Consider the following 16,768-nt stretch of genomic DNA (forward strand, 5'->3'; position numbering starts at 1 on the left):
AGGAGCTACCGGAGGTTTTGCGCCTTACGCTCGACAAACCGCACGACCCCCGACGCCCCTTACACAGACTTTCCCGCCAGCGGAGGTTTCTGCTTCATGAAGCTCACCGTCGTCGGCTGCTCGGGGTCGTTCCCGTCCGCGGAATCGGCCTGCTCGAGCTACCTCGTCGAGGCCGACGGCTTCCGGCTGCTTCTCGACATGGGCAACGGTGCCCTGGGCGAGTTGCAGCGCCACTGCGGTCTCTACGACCTCGACGCGATCTTCCTCAGCCATCTGCACGCCGACCACTGCATCGACATGTGCGCGTACTTCGTCGCGCGCTACTACCGCCACGAAGGCGGCCGCTGCGATCCGCTCCCGGTCTACGGACCCGAGGGCACGGAACACCGGCTGACCACCGCCTACGCGGACACCCCCTCCGCCTCCTCCATGAGCGAGGTCTTCGACTTCCACACGGTCAAGCCGTCCACCTTCGAGATCGGCCCGTTCACGGTGCACACCGAGCGGGTGGCCCACCCCGTGGAGGCGTACGGCATCCGCATCGAACACGGCGGCAAGGTGCTGACGTACTCCGGCGACACGGGCATCAGCCCGGCCCTGGACGAACTCGCCCGGGACGCCGACCTGTTCCTGTGCGAGGCGGCGTTCACGCACGGCAAGGAGAACATCCCCGACCTGCACCTCAACGGCCGCGAAGCGGGCGAGACAGCCGCCCGGGCAGGAGCCCGGCACCTGGTCCTCACCCACATCCCGCCGTGGACGGACCCCCAGGTCAACGTCGTCGACGCCCGCGCGGTGTACGACGGGCCGGTGGATCTCGCGGCACCGAGGCAGACGTACGAGGTATGAGGCCGACGCAAAAGGTATGAGGTCTACGCGCGCAAAGGCCCCGGAACCAGGTGGTCCCGGGGCCTTCGTCGTGCCGCGTGCTACTTCGCCTCCGCCTTCTGCAGCTCGGCGAGTTCCTCGTCGGACTCGCGGCCCGGGGTCGGCAGGTTGAACTTGGTGATCGCGAAGCGGAAGACCACGTAGTAGACCGCCGCGAAGCACAGGCCCACCAGGGCCAGGCCCCACGGGTTGGACGCGATGCCCAGGTTCAGGAAGAAGTCCACCGCGCCGGCCGAGAAGCCGAAGCCGTCCTTCATCCCCAGCGCCCAGGTCAGCGCCATCGAGACACCCGTGAGCACGGCGTGGATCGCGTACAGCACCGGGGCGATGAACATGAAGGTGAACTCGATCGGCTCGGTGACACCGGTGACGAAGGAGGTCAGCGCGAGCGAGAACATCATGCCGCCCACGACCTTGCGGCGCTCCGGCCGGGCGCAGTGCACGATGGCGAGGCAGGCGGCCGGCAGGGCGAACATCATGATCGGGAAGAAGCCGGTCATGAACTGCCCGGCGCTCGGGTCGCCCGCCAGGAACCGGGCGATGTCACCGCTCTTGCCCTCGTACGTGCCGGCCTGGAACCAGGGGAAGGAGTTCAGCAGGTGGTGCATGCCGATCGGGATCAGTGCACGGTTGGCGACACCGAAGATGCCCGCGCCGACGGCTCCGGAGCCGACCAGCCACTCGCCGAAGTTGTGCAGCGCCGTGCCGAGGACCGGCCAGATGTACCCGAAGACGATGCCGATGACCAGGCCCGCGAAGGCGGACAGGATCGGAACCATGCGGCGACCGCCGAAGAAGCCCGCCCAGTCCGGCAGCTTGGTGCGGTAGAAGCGCTGGTAGAGCAGGGCGACCACGAGGCCCATCACCACACCGCCGAGCACCTTGGCGTCCACCGGCGCGTCCACCATGACGACCTTGCCGTCGACGGCCGTCGCCACCTGCGGAAGGTTCGGGTCGGTGAAGGTGGCGAGCACGTTCTTGAAGACGAGGTAGCCGACCACGGCCGCCAGGGCGGTGGAGCCGTCCGACTTCTTGGCGAAGCCGATCGCGATGCCCACGGCGAACAGCAGCGCCATGTTGTCGAGGATCGCGTTGCCGCCCGCGGCCATGAAGCCCGCGATCTTGGTGATGAAGGCGGGGAACGACTCCCGCCCCAGCATGTCGGTATTGCCGAGGCGGACCAGGAGGGCGGCGGCCGGCAGCACGGCGACGGGCAGCATGAGGCTGCGGCCGATGCGCTGCAGGACCGCCATCACCGCAGTCCCCTTCTTCGGGCTCGCGGGCGCGGCAGTGTCTGTGGACATGAACTTCCTCCATGGGGCACGGCGCCGCCCAGGAAGAGTTCGACGGGGGACGGCGGCGTCTCAAAAGGGGAGCGCGGTCTCCACCGCGCGACCTCCACCAGTGAGTGGTGTAGACCAGTTGTAGCACGGTAGGCCGAACGAGTGGAACCCGCGAAAAACAGGGCCGCCCCGACGATCACACCCCGGTCCTTTGTCGAGAGGCGGACTCGTGGTGTAGACCAGTCGCGGGACGGTCGCGTTGACGTGACGCCATCATTCGGCAGGCACGATACGGCCGCTCGCAAAGATGGGCCAATTATGGGTTACTGCGACAAAGCGGTTCGGATCAGGGAGAACGAAGATGGCCAGCAAGGCTGAGAAGATCGTTGCCGGGCTCGGCGGCATCGACAACATCGAAGAGGTCGAAGGCTGCATCACCCGCCTGCGCACCGAGGTCATCGACCCCGCCAAGGTCGACGAGGCCGCCCTGAAAGCCGCCGGAGCCCACGGTGTCGTCAAGATGGGCACCGCCATCCAGGTCGTCATCGGCACCGACGCCGACCCCATCGCGGCGGAAATCGAAGACCTCATGTGAAGAGCCGGCATCGTCCCCGGCTTCACACCCTGAACGGGCCCTTCCCCACCGCGGGAGGGGCCCCTTCCGCAGGTGCCGCTAGGCTCAGCGGCATGTCTCGAATCGACGGCCGCACCCCCCAGCAGCTCCGCCCGATCACCATCGAACGTGGCTGGAGCAAGCACGCCGAAGGCTCCGTCCTCGTCTCCTTCGGCGACACCAAGGTCTTCTGCACCGCCTCCGTCACCGAAGGCGTCCCGCGCTGGCGCAAGGGCAGCGGCGAAGGCTGGGTCACCGCCGAATACTCCATGCTGCCCCGCTCCACCAACACCCGCGGCGACCGCGAGTCCGTCAGGGGCCGCATCGGCGGCCGCACCCACGAGATCTCCCGCCTCATCGGCCGCTCGCTCCGCGCCGTCATCGACTACAAGGCACTCGGCGAGAACACGATCGTCCTCGACTGCGACGTCCTCCAGGCCGACGGCGGCACGCGTACGGCGGCCATCACCGGCGCCTACGTGGCACTGGCCGACGCCGTCGCCTGGGCCCAGCGCAAGAAGCTCATCAAGGCCGGCCGCCAGCCCCTCACCGGCACGGTCTCCGCCGTCTCCGTCGGCATCGTCGGCGGCGTCCCGCTCCTCGACCTCTGCTACGAGGAAGACGTCAAGGCCGACACCGACATGAACGTCGTCTGCACCGGCGACGGCCGCTTCGTCGAGGTCCAGGGCACCGCCGAGGCCGAACCCTTCGCCCGCGACGAACTCAACGCCCTCCTCGACCTCGCCGTCGCCGGCTGCACGGAACTCACCGCCCACCAGCGCACCGCGCTTGATACCGTCCTCGAAAAGTAAAGGGCGCACCAAGGCAGATGCTCGGCGCGGGCAACCGCGCCGAGCATGCTCGCGTCTGAAGAGGTACGGGCGCACGGCTCATCCCTGTGCGCTCGGCCAGCCACACGGGCCGACCGGCCCGACCGACGAGAGGGACCGTTCCATGGCCGCGAGCCGCCGACGCCGCACCGCAGCCGTCGCCGCCACCCTGGCGGCCGTCGCGCTGACCGCCGGACTCATCACCGGCTGCGCCGCCGTCGACAAGGCGCTGGACTGCGTCCAGACCGCCGACGCCATCGCCGACAGCGTCACGGAACTCCAGCAGGCCGTGGACAACGCGGCCAACGACCCGACGCAGCTCGACAAGTCCCTCGACTCGATCGACAAGAACCTCGGCGAGATCGGCGACAAGACCGACAACACGGACGTCAACAAGGCCGTCGACGACCTCAACAAGGCCGTCGACAACGTCCGCACGTCGGTCAAGAACGGCGACGAGACGCCCGACATCAGCCCGGTCACGGACGCGGCGGGCGAACTGACGAAGGTCTGCACGCCGTAACGCTGCGCTGGCTGGGCCCGGCTTTCTCGTCTGCCGGGTACCGCTTGTAGTAGGCCGCGGGTTCGTGGGGGCTGGTCGCGCAGTTCCCCGCGCCCCTGACGGGGCGATACTGGGGGCCATGACCCGCTTGATCCTCGCCACGCGCAACGCCGGAAAGATCACCGAGCTGAGGGCGATCCTCGCCGAAGCCGGACTGCCCCATGAGCTCGTCGGGGCCGACGCCTACCCGGACATTCCCGACGTCAAGGAAACCGGCGTCACCTTCGCCGAGAACGCGCTGCTGAAGGCCCACGCCCTCGCCCAGGCGACTGGCCTTCCGGCCGTCGCCGACGACTCGGGCCTGTGCGTAGACGTCCTGAACGGCGCCCCGGGCATCTTCTCCGCCCGCTGGTCCGGCCGGCACGGCGACGACAAGGCCAACCTGGACCTGCTCCTCGCCCAGCTCTCGGACATCGCCGACGACCACCGCGCCGCCCACTTCGCCTGCGCGGCGGCCCTCGCCCTGCCCGACGGCACGGAACGCGTGGTCGAGGGCCAACTCCGGGGCACCCTCCGCCACGAGCCGACGGGTTCCGGCGGCTTCGGCTACGACCCGATCCTCCAGCCCGACGGCGAGACCCGCACCTGCGCGGAACTGACTCCCCAGGAGAAGAACGCGATCAGCCACCGGGGGAAGGCGTTTCGGGCGTTGGTGCCGGTGGTGCGGGAGCTGTTGGGTTGAGGGCTGTGCGCCACGTACGCCGAAGGGCGCGGCACCACGCTGGTGCTGCGCCCCTGTTGGCAGTGGGCCCGGTGGGACTCGAACCCACGACACACCGGACCTAAACCGGCGCCCTCTCGGCCAGCTGGGGTACGGACCCATCGCGGTTACTGTACTGGGCCGAGAGAGGTGAGGGCGCGGCGAGGTCGAGAGTGGGTCTTCGTCTGGCTGTGACAGGAGGGGCAGAGGTATCGCAGGTTCTCGATCCGGTTGTCCAGCCGATCGCCGTTGATGTGGTCGAGTTCCAGAACGAGTCTTCTGCCCTGCCAGTTCTCCCCTGTGCCGCACTCGTTGCACACATGGGTCACGCCGAGGTCGTCGAGTGCTCGTCTGAGTAAGGCCGTCTGAGTGCGTGGAGAACCAGGAGCAAGTCTCACCAGGATCTGGGCCGCGGACCTGCGACGTGGGGAGGGAGTACCACGGAAATGGCCTTGCCCTGTGAAGTGGGAGGTCGACAGACCGTAGGCCTCGATGCTGTGTTTGACCTTCGCTCGCCCCGAACCACCGAGAGGAGAGAGGCCGAGCATTCGCATCACTCCGGCCAAGCTATGAGATTCGGCGACGGCTCGTGTGATGTCTTCGCGCGGAAGGAGAGCCCTCGGGCGGTTGCCCCGTCTTCCGGCAAAGTGCGAGGTGTCGATTCCGAATTTGTCCAGCTTCTTTCTGATGTAGCCGTACGGGCTGTCGCGTGCAGGAAGCCCCATGTACTCCAGCATCTCCCTGATGCTGTTCGAACGAGCGGCGGCCTCCCTGAGGAGTTCTTCCGGATAGCTGCGCCGTTCGCGTTCCGGCAGAGACTCCTCGCGGAAGTGCGAGGTATCGATGCCGTAGTGCTGCAGCCGCCTACTGAGGTAATGGCGAGGGCCGCTCCCCATCGGAGCTTCCAGCGTGCGCATCAGGTCGACCATGCTGGTGGCTTTGGCGGCAGCACGAGTCAGCAGGTCTCGTGTGTACCTCGGCTTGCTCACGAAACTGCCCTCCGCCGACGGCCCCGGTATGTGTCCGTGGCCGCATGGCAGTTGGGGCAAAGCAGTTGAAGGTTCTGGGAACGGTTGTCCCACCAGTCGCCGTTGATGTGGTCCACCTCCAGCCGGAGGGGTTTGTCGTTCCATCTGGGGCCAGTGCCACACATCGCGCAGCTTTCCGGGACTCCGATGCGGAGCAAATGCCGAAGTAGTCGACTTCCCGGGATTCTGCCGGCCTTTGGCGTCCCGAGGCTCAGTAGATCGCGCCGCGAGCTTCTTGGCCCTGGTGGTTGTGCCACGAAGTGGGATGTGTCGATGCCCAGCGTCGAGATGCGGCGGCTGATATGCGTGTGGTTGCCACCGACCGGGTTGATGCCTAGGCGGCGAAGCACCTCCTTGACGTTGGTCGACACCGCCACGACCTCTCGAAGTGTCTCCTCGGTGTGGCGTGCCCACCGCGCGGGGAAGTGTGAGACATCTACGCTCGCCTCGGCCATCTTCTGACGCAGATAGCGTCTGCTGCCGGGTGTTGGTGTACCTCCGCACCACCGCACGGCGTCGTCCCAGTTCGATGTCACCCGCGCCACTTCTTCGAGCAACTCGCGCGTGTACCTAACTCCCATCGTTCCCCTCCGATCTCGACCACCCGTTCGTGGCCTCGCACGGAGTAACGAACCGCTTATCGGACAGTCACGCACGAAATGTGGAACGGCTCGTACCGGGCAACCCCGGTACGAGCCGTTCCACAGTGGAGAAGCGGGCCCTCAGATCCCCAGATCCTTGATGATCTTGGCCACGTGCCCCGTCGCCCGGACGTTGTACAGCGCGTGCTCGACCTTGCCCTCCTCGTCCACGACGATCGTGGAGCGGATGACGCCCATGTAGGTCTTGCCGTAGTTCTTCTTCTCGCCGAAGGCGGCGTAGGACTCCAGGACCTGCTTGTCCGGGTCGGCCAGCAGCGTGACCTTCAGGGACTCCTTGTCGCGGAACTTGGCCAGCTTCTCGGGCTGGTCGGGGGAGATGCCGATGACGTCGTAGCCCGCGCCCGTCAGCAAATCCAGGTTGTCCGTGAAGTCGCAGGCCTGCTTGGTGCAGCCGGGGGTGAGGGCGGCCGGGTAGAAGTACACGATGACCTTGCGGCCCTTGTGATCCGCCAGGGACACCTCGGTGCCGTCGGCGTCGGACAGGGTGAAGGCGGGGGCCACGTCCCCCGGCTGGAGTCGCTCGCTCATCGGGCCAGCCTAACCGGGGGTCCTGACAGTGCGATGAGCCGTGGAGCTGACAGACTGTGCGGCACAGGCTTCACACCGACTTCGGAGGCGACACGGTGGCGGACACGGCGGACACCAGGACCCCGGCGCAGATCGAGGCGGACATCAGGCGCCGCCGCGAGTCCCTGGCCGAGACCCTTGACGAGATCGGGGTGCGGGTGCACCCGAAGACGATCGTCGGGGACGCCAAGGCCAGGGTCGCGTCCAATATCGATCACACCCTCGGGCGGGCGTACGTGGAGGTCAACCGGGCCGTCACCGATGTGCGGGCCCGGTTCGTGGGAGAGGACGGGGCGCCGCGCCTGGAGCGGGTCGTGCCGGTCGCCCTCGTGGTGGTCGGTGTGGTCGGGCTGCTCGCCCTGGGCACGCGGCGGCGCAAGGGCTGACCCGACTGCGTACGTTCGCGGCGAAGACAGGTAGGTTCAGGGCGTGAGCGCCAACAGAAACGAGCACAGCACCCACCCGGACAAGCTGCCCATCCGGATGCTGCACGACCGCGTACTCGTGCGGCAGGACACCAGCGAGGGCGAGCGGCGTTCCGGCGGCGGCATCCTGATTCCCGCCACGGCGGCGGTCGGCCGGCGCCTCGCCTGGGCCGAGGTCGTCGCGGTGGGGCAGAACGTGCGGACCGTGGAGCCTGGCGACCGGGTTCTGTTCGACCCGGAGGACCGTGCCGAGGTCGAGGTGCGGGGTATCGCGTACGTGCTCATGCGCGAGCGTGATCTGCACGCCGTGGCCGCGGACCGGTTCGAGGGCTCGGAGGACTCGACGGGCCTCTACCTGTAGTTCCCACAGCAGAAGAAACAGCAGAAGAAACAGCAGAAGGGGCCGGTGACCGTTGTCACCGGCCCTTCGTCGTGGTCTTTGCTACGTTGGAGGGACCCGACGAGACGCGCCGTACCGGGACGAAGGCAAAGACGACGCACCTGGACCGTCAGCCTGTCTCCCGGAGGTGCCCGTCATGGCGTGGGTTCTGCTCGTCGTCGCCGGTCTGCTCGAAGTCGGGTGGTCGATCGGTATGAAGTACACCGACGGCTTCACCCGCCCGCTCCCCAGTGTTCTCACCGGTGCCGGAATCGTCGTCAGCATGTTGCTGCTGTCCCAGGCCGCCAAGACCCTGCCCATCGGTACCGCCTACGGCGTGTGGGTGGGTATCGGGGCGGCCGGGGCGGCGGTGGTCGGCATGGCCGTGCTGGGGGAGCCGGCCACCGCCGCCCGGATCTTCTTCGTCTGCCTGCTGCTGGTCGCCGTGGTGGGGCTGAAGGCGACCAGCGGTCACTGACCTACTCGCGGCGCATGGTCTGCGGGGCCACGCCCCAGCCGGGGCCTGTCGGAGCGCCGGTGCTGCCGCCGTCGGCGGTGCCGCCTTCCGTGGTGCCGCCGTCGGCCGTGCCGCCGCCCTCCGTCGTACCTCCGTCGCCGGTTCCGCCGTCCGCGGTGCCGCCGCCGGTTGGGGATTCGCCTCCCGTGCCGCCGTCGGTGGTGCCGCCGTCGGTCTGGCCCTGGGTCTGGCCCTCGGGCGCGCTCGGGGTCTCGCCGGGCGACTCGGTGCCGGTCTCCTGGCCGCCGGTGGACGTGCTGTCCTCGTCGGTGCCGCCCGTGGTCGGGTCGACGGGGACCTCGGGGCTGGGGGCCTGCGAGACGTCGGAGCCCGGCTGGAGCCTGAGGTCGAATTCGGTGACCGGCTTGCCCTTGAGGGCGTCCTGGGTGAACTGCGTCCAGATCTCGGCGGGCGGCCCGCCGCCGTTGACGCGGTCAAGGCCCATCGCCCCGTACAGCGACTTGTGGGCGGCGGTGACCGGGTCCTGTCCCATGACGGAGACGACCGTGGCGAGCTCGGGGGTGTAGCCGGCGAACCAGGCCGCGGTGTCCTCTTCGGCGGTGCCGGTCTTGCCGGCGACGGGGCGGCCCGCTGCCTGCGCGGCGGAGGCCGTGCCGTTCTGGACGACGCTCTGCAGCATCGAGGTGGTGGTGTCGGCGGCCTCGCGGCTCACGGCCTGCCGGGTGCGCCGCTCGGGCAGCTCGATGGGCGTGCCCTCCTTCATGACCTTGTCGACCATCGTGTAGGTGCCGTGCCGGCCGTGGTTGGCGAGCGTGGCGTACGACTCCGCCATCTCGAGGACGCTGGCGGTGGCCGTGCCGAGCGCGATGGCGGGGCCGTCGGCGAGGTCCGGCGTGGTCTCGGGGACGCCGAGGTCGATCGCGGTCTGCTTGACCTTCTGGGGGCCGACGTCGGCGGCCATCTGCGCGTACACCGAGTTCACGGAGCTGTCGGTGGCCTCGGTGACGGTGATGGGGCCGTAGGAGTGCTGGTCCTCGTTCTCGGGGGCGTACGGGTCGCCGGTCCAGCCCTGGACCGTTCGCTTGTTGGTGCCGTCGTAGATCGTGTTCGGGGTGATCACGCGGCCGTCCTGGGTCCGCGAGCCGTTCCCGACGGCCGAGGTGAACACGAAGGGCTTGAAGGTGGAGCCGACCTGGAAGTCCCTGCGGGTGGCGTTGGGGGTGTACTGCTTGACGTAGTCGACGCCGTTGTACATCGCCACGACCTTGCCGGTCTTGGGGTCGACGGCGGCTCCGCCGGCGCGGACGTACGAGTCGACCTTGTTGTTCTTCTTGTCCAGCTTGGACATCAGTTTGTCGTTGACGGCCTTCACGAAGGCGTCCTGCTTGGGCTTCTGCAGGGTCGTGGTGATGCGGTAGCCGCCGGCGTCGAGCTTGTCCTCGTCGATGATGTTGTTCTGGGTGAGGTAGTCCTTGACGATCCGGACGATGTAGCCGCGCTGCCCGGACATGCCGGTGGAGAGGGTGGACTCCTTCGGCATGGGGAACTTCATGCCGGCCCGCTTCGACTCGCTGAGCCAGCCCTTCTTGACCATGCCGTCCAGGACGTAGTTCCAGCGGGACTCGGCGGCCTTGCGGTTCTCCGGGTGGGCGACGACGTCGTACTGGCTGGGCGCGTTGACGAGCGCGGCGAGGTAGGCGGCGCGGGCCGGGTCGAGTTCGGTCGCGTCCATGCCGTAGTAGGCCTGGGCGGCGGCCTGGATGCCGTAGGCGTTGCGGCCGAAGTAGCTGGTGTTGAGGTAGCCCTCGAGGATGTGGTCCTTGCTCTGCTCGCGGTCCAGCTTGATGGAGATGAAGAACTCCTTGGCCTTGCGCGTGACGGTCTGTTCCTGGCGCAGGTAGTAGTTCTTCACGTACTGCTGGGTGATCGTGGAGCCGGACTGCTTGCCCTTGCCGAGGGCGGTGTTCCAGGCGGCGCGGACCATGGCCTTGGGGTCGACGGCGGACTCGGTGTAGAAGTCGCGGTCCTCGGCGGCCAGGATCGCGTGCTGGGCGTCCTTGGAGATCTGCGCGAGGGTGACGTTCTCCCGGTTGATCTCGCCGTCGCGGGCGATCACGGAGCCGTCCGCGTAGAGGTAGACGTTGGCCTGCTTGGTGGCGAGCGCGTTGGCCGGCGGGATCTGGACCAGCGAGTAGCCCAGGAAGAAGCCGCCGATCAGCAGCATGACGACGATGATGAAGCCGCCGAGCGTCATGCGCCAGGTCGGGAACATCCGGCGCCAGCCGGTCCGCTTCGGCTTCCCGCCGGGCTTGGCCCGCGGTTCGTCCGGGTCGCTGATCGCCCGCATCTGTGCCGTGCCCGGGCCGTCGCCGGCTGGAGCCTGCGGCGTGCCCGGGGCGCCGCCGGTCTGGGCCTGCGGCGTGCCCGGGGCGCCGCCGGCCGGGGGTCGTGCCGCGCCGGCGGATCCGACGGCCCGGATCTGTACCGTGCCCGGGTCGTTGTCGGCCTGGGGTCGTGGCGTGCTCGGGTCGCCGTCTGTCTTGGCTCGGGGCGTGTCCGGGGCGCCGCCGGTTTGGGGTCGTGCCGCGCCGGCGGATCCGACGGCCCGGATCTGCACGGTGCCCGGGTCGTTGTCGGCCTGGGGTCGTGGCGTGCTCGGGTCGCCGTCTGTCTTGGCTCGGGGCGTGTCCGGGGCGCCGCCGGCCGGGGGTCGTGCCGCGCCGGCGGATCCGACGGCCCGGATCTGCACGGTGCCCGGGTCGTTGTCGGCCTGGGGTCGTGGCGTGCTCGGGTCGCCGTCTGTCTTGGCTCGGGGCGTGTCCGGGGCGCCGCCGGCCGGGGGTCGTGCCGTACCCGGGGACCCGACGGCCCGGATCTGCACGGTGCCCGGGTCGTCCGTCTCGGCTCGGGGCGTGCCGGGGTCGTCCGTCTTGGACGGTGGCATGCTCGGGTCGCCGTCCGTCTCGGCCCGTGGCGTGGCCGGGGAGCCGTCCTTCTGGGGTCGTGCCGTGCCCGGGTCGTCGCCAGCCTGGGCCCGTGGCGTGCCCGGGTCGCCGTCCGGCTGCGGCTCTCTCGGTTCCCGCCCCGGGTTCGGCTGCTGCGGCTGAGGCTCGTCACTCATGTCGTGCACGGACTCCTGTTTCGCGTCGTACGTCGTTCCCGTACGTCTCTGCTCGCTCTTGCGCCCCTGTGATGAAGACTGTCCCATCCGGCGATCAGTTCCCTGATCGGGGGCCGTGTCGCGAGCCGTGTGGTGAGGCGGGCGGCGTGCGGGCGAACGCACAGGTGGGAGCAGGGTGAACTGAGCCATCCTGCACGCCTGCTCGACTCGCGATCTTGCTTGTGCGAGATTCGCCTGAAGGGGGACACGACCGAAGATGCGACCGCTCGCACGCTCCGCCCTGGCCGGCACCGCCGTCACGCTGCTCGCCCTGGCCACGGGCGCCTCTGCCCACGCGGACGGAACGGATCGTACCGTCTGGGCCGGTGCCGACTGGAACGTCACGCAGACCGACGCGTGATCGAACTCCCCATGGTTTCCGGGGCGGGAAAACCCATGGCACGCGTGATCCTCGGCCCACTAGGCTCCTGCGCTTCGGTGTCGGGCGGCGAAGAGGGCGGCGAGGAGGGCTGTGGATGTGGGCTCGGGACGGTTGTACGCGGCCGTCGCGGCGGGGGGCTTCAGGCGGTACGCGACGTATCGGGCGGCCACGGTGGCCGGGGTGTTCACCAACACGGTCTTCGGCGTCATCCTCGTCTACACCTATCTGGCGCTGTGGGACGAGAGGCCGCATCTCGGAGGGTACGACCAGACGCAGGCCGTGACGTATGTGTGGCTGGGGCAGTGTCTCTACGCGACGCTGGCCATCCAGGGCGGCGGTGCCGAGAAGGACCTGATGGAGCGCATCCGCACCGGTGAGATCGCCGTCGACCTGTACCGGCCGGCGGATCTGCAGATGTGGTGGCTGGCGAGCGACGTGGGGCGGGCGCTGTTCCAGATGCTGGGGCGGGGCGTGATCCCGTTCGCGTTCGGCGCGGTCTTCTTCCCCATGGCGCTGCCCACGTCGGTCACCCCCTGGGCGGCCTTCGTGGTCACGCTCCTGCTGGCGACGGTGGTCAGCTTCGCGATCCGCTATCTGGCGGCCCTGAGCGTGTTCTGGCTGATGGACGGCATGGGCGTCAACCAGGTCCTGACGGTCACGGGGATCTTCTTCTCGGGCATGGTGCTGCCGCTGAACGCCTTCCCCGGAGCGCTCGGCGAGGTCGTGCGGGTGCTGCCGTGGGCGGCGCAGATCCAGATGCCGGCGGATGTGCTGATGGGGGAGACCGACCCGCTGCGGGCGTTCGCCTTCCAGGCGGCGTGGGCGGTGGCGCTGCTGGCGGCGGGACGGCTGCTGCAGTCGGCCGCGACGCGGCGGGTGGTGGTGCAGGGTGGCTGAGCGGAGTGCCCTGGCCGAGGGGCTGCGGGCCTATCGGCTGATCGCCGGGATGTGGATGCGGTCCAGCATGACCTACCGCACCTCCTTCGTCGTCACGGTGTTCGGCAACCTGACGGTGACCGGCCTGGACTTCGTGGGGATCCTGCTGATGTTCTCGCAGGTCGACTCGCTGGGCGGCTGGTCACTGCCCGAGGTCGCCTTTCTCTACGGGCTGTCGGTGACGGCGTTCGGGATCGCCGACCTGCTGCTCGGCTCGATGGACGTCCTGGGCGCCCGGATGCGCGACGGCTCGTTCGACACGCTGCTGGTGCGGCCCGCGCCGGTGCTCGCCCAGGTCGGCGCCGACCGCTTCGCGCTGCGCCGGCTGGGCCGGATCACCCAGGGCGCCGTGGTGCTGTGCTGGGCGCTGGTCTCGGTGGACGTCGACTGGAGTGCGGCGAAGGTGCTGCTGGTGCCGGTGATGGTGGTCAGCGGCGCGGCGATCTTCTCGGCGGTGTTCGTGGCGGGCGCGGCCTTCCAGATCTTCGCGCAGGACGCCGCCGAGGTGCAGAACGCCTTCACGTACGGCGGGACCACGCTGCTGCAGTATCCGCCGAGCGTGTTCGGGAAGGACCTGGTGCGGGGCGTGACCTTCATGGTGCCGCTCGCCTTCGTCAACTGGGTCCCGGCCGCCTATGTGCTGGGGCGGCCGTATCCCATCGGCCTGCCGTCCTGGGCGGCGTTCGCCTCGCCCCTGGTGGCGGTGGCCTGCTGCGCGCTGGCGGGGGCGGCGTGGCGGACGGGGCTTCGTTCCTACCGGAGTACAGGGAGTTGAGGTGACCGAGGTGGACAGCGCCTTCATCGAAGTCGACGGTGTCGAGAAGGTCTTCGACGTACGCAAGAAGACCGGCTTCATGAAGCGGGAACGGCGGCAGGTATGGGCCGTCGACTCGATCTCCTTCCGTGTGGAACGCGGCGAGATGGTCGGCTACATCGGCCCGAACGGTGCCGGCAAGTCGACCACGATCAAGATGCTGACCGGCATCCTCACCCCGAGCGCCGGCCGGCTGCGGGTCGCGGGCATCGACCCCTCGCGCGAACGCACGCGGCTCGCACACCGCATCGGTGTGGTGTTCGGGCAGCGTACGACGCTGTGGTGGGATCTGCCGCTGGTCGACTCGTACCGGCTGATGCACCGTATGTACCGGATCCCGGACGCCCGTTACCGCGAGAACCTCGGCCGCCTGGTCGAACTCCTCGACCTGGGCGACCTGCTGGACGTGCCGGTTCGGCAACTCTCCCTGGGGCAGCGGATGCGCGGGGACATCGTGGCGGCGCTGCTGCACGACCCGGAGGTGCTGTACCTCGACGAGCCGACCATCGGTCTTGACGTGGTCTCCAAGTCCAAGGTGCGGGAGTTCCTGCGGGAGATGAACGCCGAGCGCGGTACGACGGTGCTGCTGACCACTCACGACCTGCAGGACATCGAGCAGTTGTGCAAGCGGGTGATGGTCATCGACCACGGGCGCATGATGTACGACGGTCCGCTCGCCGGGCTGCACGAGGCGGGGGAGAGCGAGCGGACGCTGGTCGTGGACTTCGAGCGGGAACTGCCCCCGATCGACGCCCCGGCACCCGCCCGGGTCGTCCGGGTGGACGGGCCGCGGCAGTGGCTGGCGTTCCCGGCGGCGGAGTCGGCGGCGCCGCTGGTGGCGCGGATCGCAGCGGAGTACCCGCTGGTGGACCTGTCGGTGCGGGAGCCGGACATCGAGGCGGTGATCGCGAAGATGCTGCACACGTTGGGGGACACCCCCAAACCCCCGCCGGAGCGTGCGACCGCATAGTGCCAGGGACCGGTAACTCGTAGGCTGCTGTACATGACCGACGACGCAGCCCCGGACCTCCGTGCCTCCGACGCCGACCGTGAACGGGTCGCCGGCATCCTGCGGGACGCCGTCGCCGAGGGACGTCTCGACATGGCGGAGTTCGAGGAGCGGCTGGACGCGACGTACCAGGCGCGGACGTACGGGGAACTGGTGCCGATCACCCGGGACCTGCCGGTCGCGGGCGTCGTGGTGCCCGCCGTGTCGCTGAGCAAGGACCCCGCCACGGGGTCCGACTGGCCCGGGCGGGTCGTCGGCGGCGAGGGGACCTCGACGTGGGCCGTCGCCGTGATGTCCGGCTTCCAGCGCAAGGGGCACTGGACGATGCCCCGGCGGTTCACCTGCCTGGCCCTCTGGGGCGGCGGGGAGATCGACCTGCGCGAGGCGAACTTCGCGGAGCGCGAGGTCGAGATCAACGCGATCGCGATCATGGGCGGGGTGGATGTCATCGTGCCGCCCGGCGTCGAGGTCGTGGTGCGCGGCATCGGGATCATGGGCGGTTTCGACCACCGCGAGGAGGGTGTGCCGGGGGAGCCCGGGGCGCCGCGCGTGATCGTGACCGGGTTCGCCCTCTGGGGCGGCGTCGGGGTCCAGCGGAAGCTGACGCGGGCGGAGAAGCAGCGGCTCAAGGAGGAGCGGCGGCGGGAGAAGCTGGAGCGGCGGAACCACGGCGAGTACTGAGCGTCGTCGGTCAGTACTCGGCGTCGTCCTGCTACAGCTCGGCCGGCGCCGACCCCTTCAGGCTCTCCAGGTCGAACTCCTCGGCCATCCGCGCGTACCCCTTGTCGCTGGGGTGCAGATGGTCGCCCGAGTCGTAGTCGGCGCGCAGCCGGCGCGGGTCGTAGGGGTCACGCAGCGCCTTGTCGAAGTCGGCCACCGCGTCGAAGACCCGGCCCGCCCTGATCTCGGCGTTGATCTGCTGCCGGACCGACTCCCGCGGGTCCGTGTAGCCGCGGTGCCCGTAGAACGGCATCAGGGTCGCGCCGACGACCTTCAGGCCGCGTGCGTGGGCCTGGCCCACCATGGTGCGCAGGCCGTCGAGTATCGCGTTCGGGTCGGCGAGCCGCGGGTTGCGCAGGATGTCGTTGACGCCGAGGTCGATGACGACGACCTTGGCGTTCGTCCGCTCCAGCACGTCCCGTCCGAAGCGGTTGAGCCCGCTGGGGTTGTCTGCCGGGCGGCCCAGCCCGTCCGTGAGGACCCGGTTGCCGCTGATGCCCTGGTTGACGACGCTGTAGCGGGGCAGGTCCCGCCCGGCGGCGATCTCCGCGCGTAGCCGCTCGGACAGGACGTCGGTCCACCGGTTGTTGGCGCCCGCGGTGGAGGTGATGCCGTCGGTGAGGGAGTCGCCGAGGACGACGACCGTGCCGTCGGACTCGTTGCTCAGCACGTCCAGCGCCGTCAGATAGCGCCAGTACGTGCTTTGCTCGGTGTACGGCGTGCCCGTCGTGTCCTGGGCCTGGTTGCCCTGGGCGACGTAGGAGGTCTGCCGGGCGTGCGGGTGGTACGTCACCGGGCCGGAGCTGGTCGGTGTGTACGTGGTGATCAGGATGTCGGCGTCGTGCGGGATGACGACGCGGACCACGTCGCTCATCACCTGCCGGCCGGGCGGGATGACCACCGTGGGGCCGCCGTTGAAGGTCAGCTGGCGCAGGGTGTCCGAGAGCGCGGCGGGCGTACCGCTGCCCGCGGCGACCGCGATCGAGGCCTGCGTGATGCTGAGTGGCGACTGGCCGTAGAGATTGGACAGCGTCACGCGGGCACTCGTACCTCCGACGGTGGTGTGGACGACGTTGCGTACCGAACGGTCCGCCATGCCGGTCGTCTCGGTGCCCGGCTCGGCGCCGGCCGGTGAGGTGGACCAGGTGCCGACCCAGGTGCCGGTGGAGGCGGGGGCGGCGGAGTTGTTCGGAAGACGGCCGTCTGCCCGGGTGTTCCGGGTCTGCGTGCCGTCGTCGGTCGCCACTCCGACATATATGGCGGCGGAAAGGGCCACAACCGCTGCGACGATCGCCGCGAGCAGGGCGTAACCACGACCCCGGGTCATGCTGT

17 protein-coding genes, 1 tRNA gene, 1 pseudogene and 1 riboswitch are annotated in these 16,768 nt (G+C 69.2%); of the genes and pseudogenes, 13 read left to right on the forward strand and 6 right to left on the reverse strand.

Going from position 1 to position 16,768, the window contains the following annotated elements; translation table 11 throughout:
* Nucleotides 1-96: 96 nt before the first annotated feature.
* Nucleotides 97-849: an MBL fold metallo-hydrolase gene (locus tag OG542_RS25165; RefSeq protein ID WP_193478331.1), complete on the forward strand. Its 753-nt coding sequence runs from the start codon at nt 97-99 to the stop codon at nt 847-849.
* An 80-nt stretch (nt 850-929) separates the two neighbouring features.
* Here OG542_RS25165 and OG542_RS25170 read toward each other — a convergent pair whose 3' ends face one another.
* Nucleotides 930-2,192, reverse strand: a complete 1,263-nt coding sequence (locus OG542_RS25170; protein WP_193478330.1) for a PTS transporter subunit EIIC — start codon at nt 2,190-2,192, stop codon at nt 930-932.
* Nucleotides 2,193-2,532: 340 nt separating this feature from the next.
* On the opposite strand from OG542_RS25170, the gene OG542_RS25175 reads away from it, so the two are divergent.
* From OG542_RS25175 to rdgB, 4 genes are all read left to right on the forward strand, one after another.
* Nucleotides 2,533-2,766 (forward strand): glucose PTS transporter subunit EIIB, encoded by a 234-nt coding sequence (locus OG542_RS25175; protein ID WP_193478329.1) that lies wholly within the window; start codon nt 2,533-2,535, stop codon nt 2,764-2,766.
* A 92-nt stretch (nt 2,767-2,858) separates the two neighbouring features.
* Nucleotides 2,859-3,596 (forward strand): ribonuclease PH, encoded by a 738-nt coding sequence (gene rph, locus OG542_RS25180; protein WP_193478328.1) that lies wholly within the window; start codon nt 2,859-2,861, stop codon nt 3,594-3,596.
* Between the two features lie 142 nt (nt 3,597-3,738).
* On the forward strand, nt 3,739-4,137 hold the full coding sequence (locus OG542_RS25185) for a hypothetical protein (protein ID WP_328413753.1): 399 nt from the start codon (nt 3,739-3,741) through the stop codon (nt 4,135-4,137).
* Nucleotides 4,138-4,255: 118 nt separating this feature from the next.
* Nucleotides 4,256-4,858, forward strand: a complete 603-nt coding sequence (gene rdgB / locus OG542_RS25190; protein ID WP_193478327.1) for an RdgB/HAM1 family non-canonical purine NTP pyrophosphatase — start codon at nt 4,256-4,258, stop codon at nt 4,856-4,858.
* Nucleotides 4,859-4,921: 63 nt separating this feature from the next.
* Here rdgB and OG542_RS25195 read toward each other — a convergent pair.
* The 3 genes from OG542_RS25195 to bcp all read right to left on the reverse strand — a co-directional run bounded on the left by OG542_RS25195 (nt 4,922) and on the right by bcp (nt 7,094).
* A tRNA-Leu gene (locus OG542_RS25195) sits at nt 4,922-4,997 on the reverse strand.
* 7 nt (nt 4,998-5,004) lie between these two features.
* Complete coding sequence (locus OG542_RS25200) at nt 5,005-5,805, reverse strand: HNH endonuclease signature motif containing protein (RefSeq protein ID WP_328418094.1); 801 nt, start codon at nt 5,803-5,805, stop codon at nt 5,005-5,007.
* An 821-nt stretch (nt 5,806-6,626) separates the two neighbouring features.
* A complete protein-coding gene (gene bcp / locus OG542_RS25205; RefSeq protein WP_328413754.1) occupies nt 6,627-7,094 on the reverse strand; it encodes a thioredoxin-dependent thiol peroxidase in 468 nt (155 codons plus the stop codon).
* Nucleotides 7,095-7,189: 95 nt separating this feature from the next.
* Here bcp and OG542_RS25210 point away from each other — a divergent pair, with 95 nt between their 5' ends.
* From OG542_RS25210 to OG542_RS25220, 3 genes are all read left to right on the forward strand, one after another.
* On the forward strand, nt 7,190-7,519 hold the full coding sequence (locus tag OG542_RS25210; protein WP_311130305.1) for a DUF3618 domain-containing protein: 330 nt from the start codon (nt 7,190-7,192) through the stop codon (nt 7,517-7,519).
* A gap of 43 nt (nt 7,520-7,562) precedes the next feature.
* Nucleotides 7,563-7,919: a GroES family chaperonin gene (locus tag OG542_RS25215; RefSeq protein WP_094052261.1), complete on the forward strand. Its 357-nt coding sequence runs from the start codon at nt 7,563-7,565 to the stop codon at nt 7,917-7,919.
* Nucleotides 7,920-7,990: 71 nt separating this feature from the next.
* Nucleotides 7,991-8,060: riboswitch (guanidine-III (ykkC-III) riboswitch) on the forward strand.
* 34 nt (nt 8,061-8,094) lie between these two features.
* Nucleotides 8,095-8,415 (forward strand): DMT family transporter, encoded by a 321-nt coding sequence (locus tag OG542_RS25220; protein ID WP_184593181.1) that lies wholly within the window; start codon nt 8,095-8,097, stop codon nt 8,413-8,415.
* A 1-nt stretch (nt 8,416) separates the two neighbouring features.
* Here the strand turns inward: OG542_RS25220 and OG542_RS25225 are convergent, their stop codons facing one another.
* Nucleotides 8,417-11,536: a transglycosylase domain-containing protein gene (locus tag OG542_RS25225; RefSeq protein ID WP_408057792.1), complete on the reverse strand. Its 3,120-nt coding sequence runs from the start codon at nt 11,534-11,536 to the stop codon at nt 8,417-8,419.
* Between the two features lie 256 nt (nt 11,537-11,792).
* Here OG542_RS25225 and OG542_RS25230 point away from each other — a divergent pair, with 256 nt between their 5' ends.
* The 5 genes and pseudogenes from OG542_RS25230 to OG542_RS25250 form a co-directional block, all read left to right on the forward strand.
* Nucleotides 11,793-11,936 carry a hypothetical protein gene (locus OG542_RS25230; protein WP_311125933.1) on the forward strand — a complete coding sequence of 48 codons (144 nt, stop codon included), beginning with the start codon at nt 11,793-11,795 and terminating at the stop codon, nt 11,934-11,936.
* A gap of 117 nt (nt 11,937-12,053) precedes the next feature.
* Nucleotides 12,054-12,854 carry an ABC transporter permease gene (locus tag OG542_RS25235; RefSeq protein ID WP_328418099.1) on the forward strand — a complete coding sequence of 267 codons (801 nt, stop codon included), beginning with the start codon at nt 12,054-12,056 and terminating at the stop codon, nt 12,852-12,854.
* On the forward strand, nt 12,847-13,668 hold the full coding sequence (locus OG542_RS25240) for an ABC transporter permease (RefSeq protein WP_328413755.1): 822 nt from the start codon (nt 12,847-12,849) through the stop codon (nt 13,666-13,668). Before OG542_RS25235 ends, OG542_RS25240 begins: the two co-directional genes overlap by 8 nt.
* A 1-nt stretch (nt 13,669) precedes the next feature.
* A complete protein-coding gene (locus tag OG542_RS25245) occupies nt 13,670-14,677 on the forward strand; it encodes an ABC transporter ATP-binding protein (RefSeq protein ID WP_328413756.1) in 1,008 nt (335 codons plus the stop codon).
* A gap of 33 nt (nt 14,678-14,710) precedes the next feature.
* Nucleotides 14,711-15,379: pseudogene (locus OG542_RS25250) on the forward strand (DUF1707 SHOCT-like domain-containing protein); the annotation flags it as partial.
* A gap of 49 nt (nt 15,380-15,428) precedes the next feature.
* On the opposite strand, the gene OG542_RS25255 reads toward OG542_RS25250, so the two are convergent.
* The gene (locus OG542_RS25255; protein WP_193478320.1) at nt 15,429-16,763 is read right to left on the reverse strand and encodes an SGNH/GDSL hydrolase family protein; all 1,335 of its coding nucleotides are present in this window, start codon (nt 16,761-16,763) and stop codon (nt 15,429-15,431) included.
* Nucleotides 16,764-16,768: the final 5 nt, after the last annotated feature.

Source organism: Streptomyces violaceus (assembly GCF_036014075.1).
Classification (GTDB): Bacteria; Actinomycetota; Actinomycetes; order Streptomycetales; family Streptomycetaceae; genus Streptomyces; species Streptomyces violaceus.

Bases quoted from the DNA above. Each gene is read 5' to 3' on its own strand.
- OG542_RS25165 (WP_193478331.1), top strand. From the start codon at position 97: ATGAAGCTCACCGTCGTCGGCTGCTCGGGGTCGTTCCCGTCCGCGGAA.
- OG542_RS25170 (WP_193478330.1), bottom strand. From the start codon at position 2,192: ATGTCCACAGACACTGCCGCGCCCGCGAGCCCGAAGAAGGGGACTGCG.
- OG542_RS25175 (WP_193478329.1), top strand. From the start codon at position 2,533: ATGGCCAGCAAGGCTGAGAAGATCGTTGCCGGGCTCGGCGGCATCGAC.
- rph (WP_193478328.1), top strand. From the start codon at position 2,859: ATGTCTCGAATCGACGGCCGCACCCCCCAGCAGCTCCGCCCGATCACC.
- OG542_RS25185 (WP_328413753.1), top strand. From the start codon at position 3,739: ATGGCCGCGAGCCGCCGACGCCGCACCGCAGCCGTCGCCGCCACCCTG.
- rdgB (WP_193478327.1), top strand. From the start codon at position 4,256: ATGACCCGCTTGATCCTCGCCACGCGCAACGCCGGAAAGATCACCGAG.
- OG542_RS25200 (WP_328418094.1), bottom strand. From the start codon at position 5,805: ATGGTCGACCTGATGCGCACGCTGGAAGCTCCGATGGGGAGCGGCCCT.
- bcp (WP_328413754.1), bottom strand. From the start codon at position 7,094: ATGAGCGAGCGACTCCAGCCGGGGGACGTGGCCCCCGCCTTCACCCTG.
- OG542_RS25220 (WP_184593181.1), top strand. From the start codon at position 8,095: ATGGCGTGGGTTCTGCTCGTCGTCGCCGGTCTGCTCGAAGTCGGGTGG.
- OG542_RS25225 (WP_408057792.1), bottom strand. From the start codon at position 11,536: ATGAGTGACGAGCCTCAGCCGCAGCAGCCGAACCCGGGGCGGGAACCG.
- OG542_RS25230 (WP_311125933.1), top strand. From the start codon at position 11,793: ATGCGACCGCTCGCACGCTCCGCCCTGGCCGGCACCGCCGTCACGCTG.
- OG542_RS25255 (WP_193478320.1), bottom strand. From the start codon at position 16,763: ATGACCCGGGGTCGTGGTTACGCCCTGCTCGCGGCGATCGTCGCAGCG.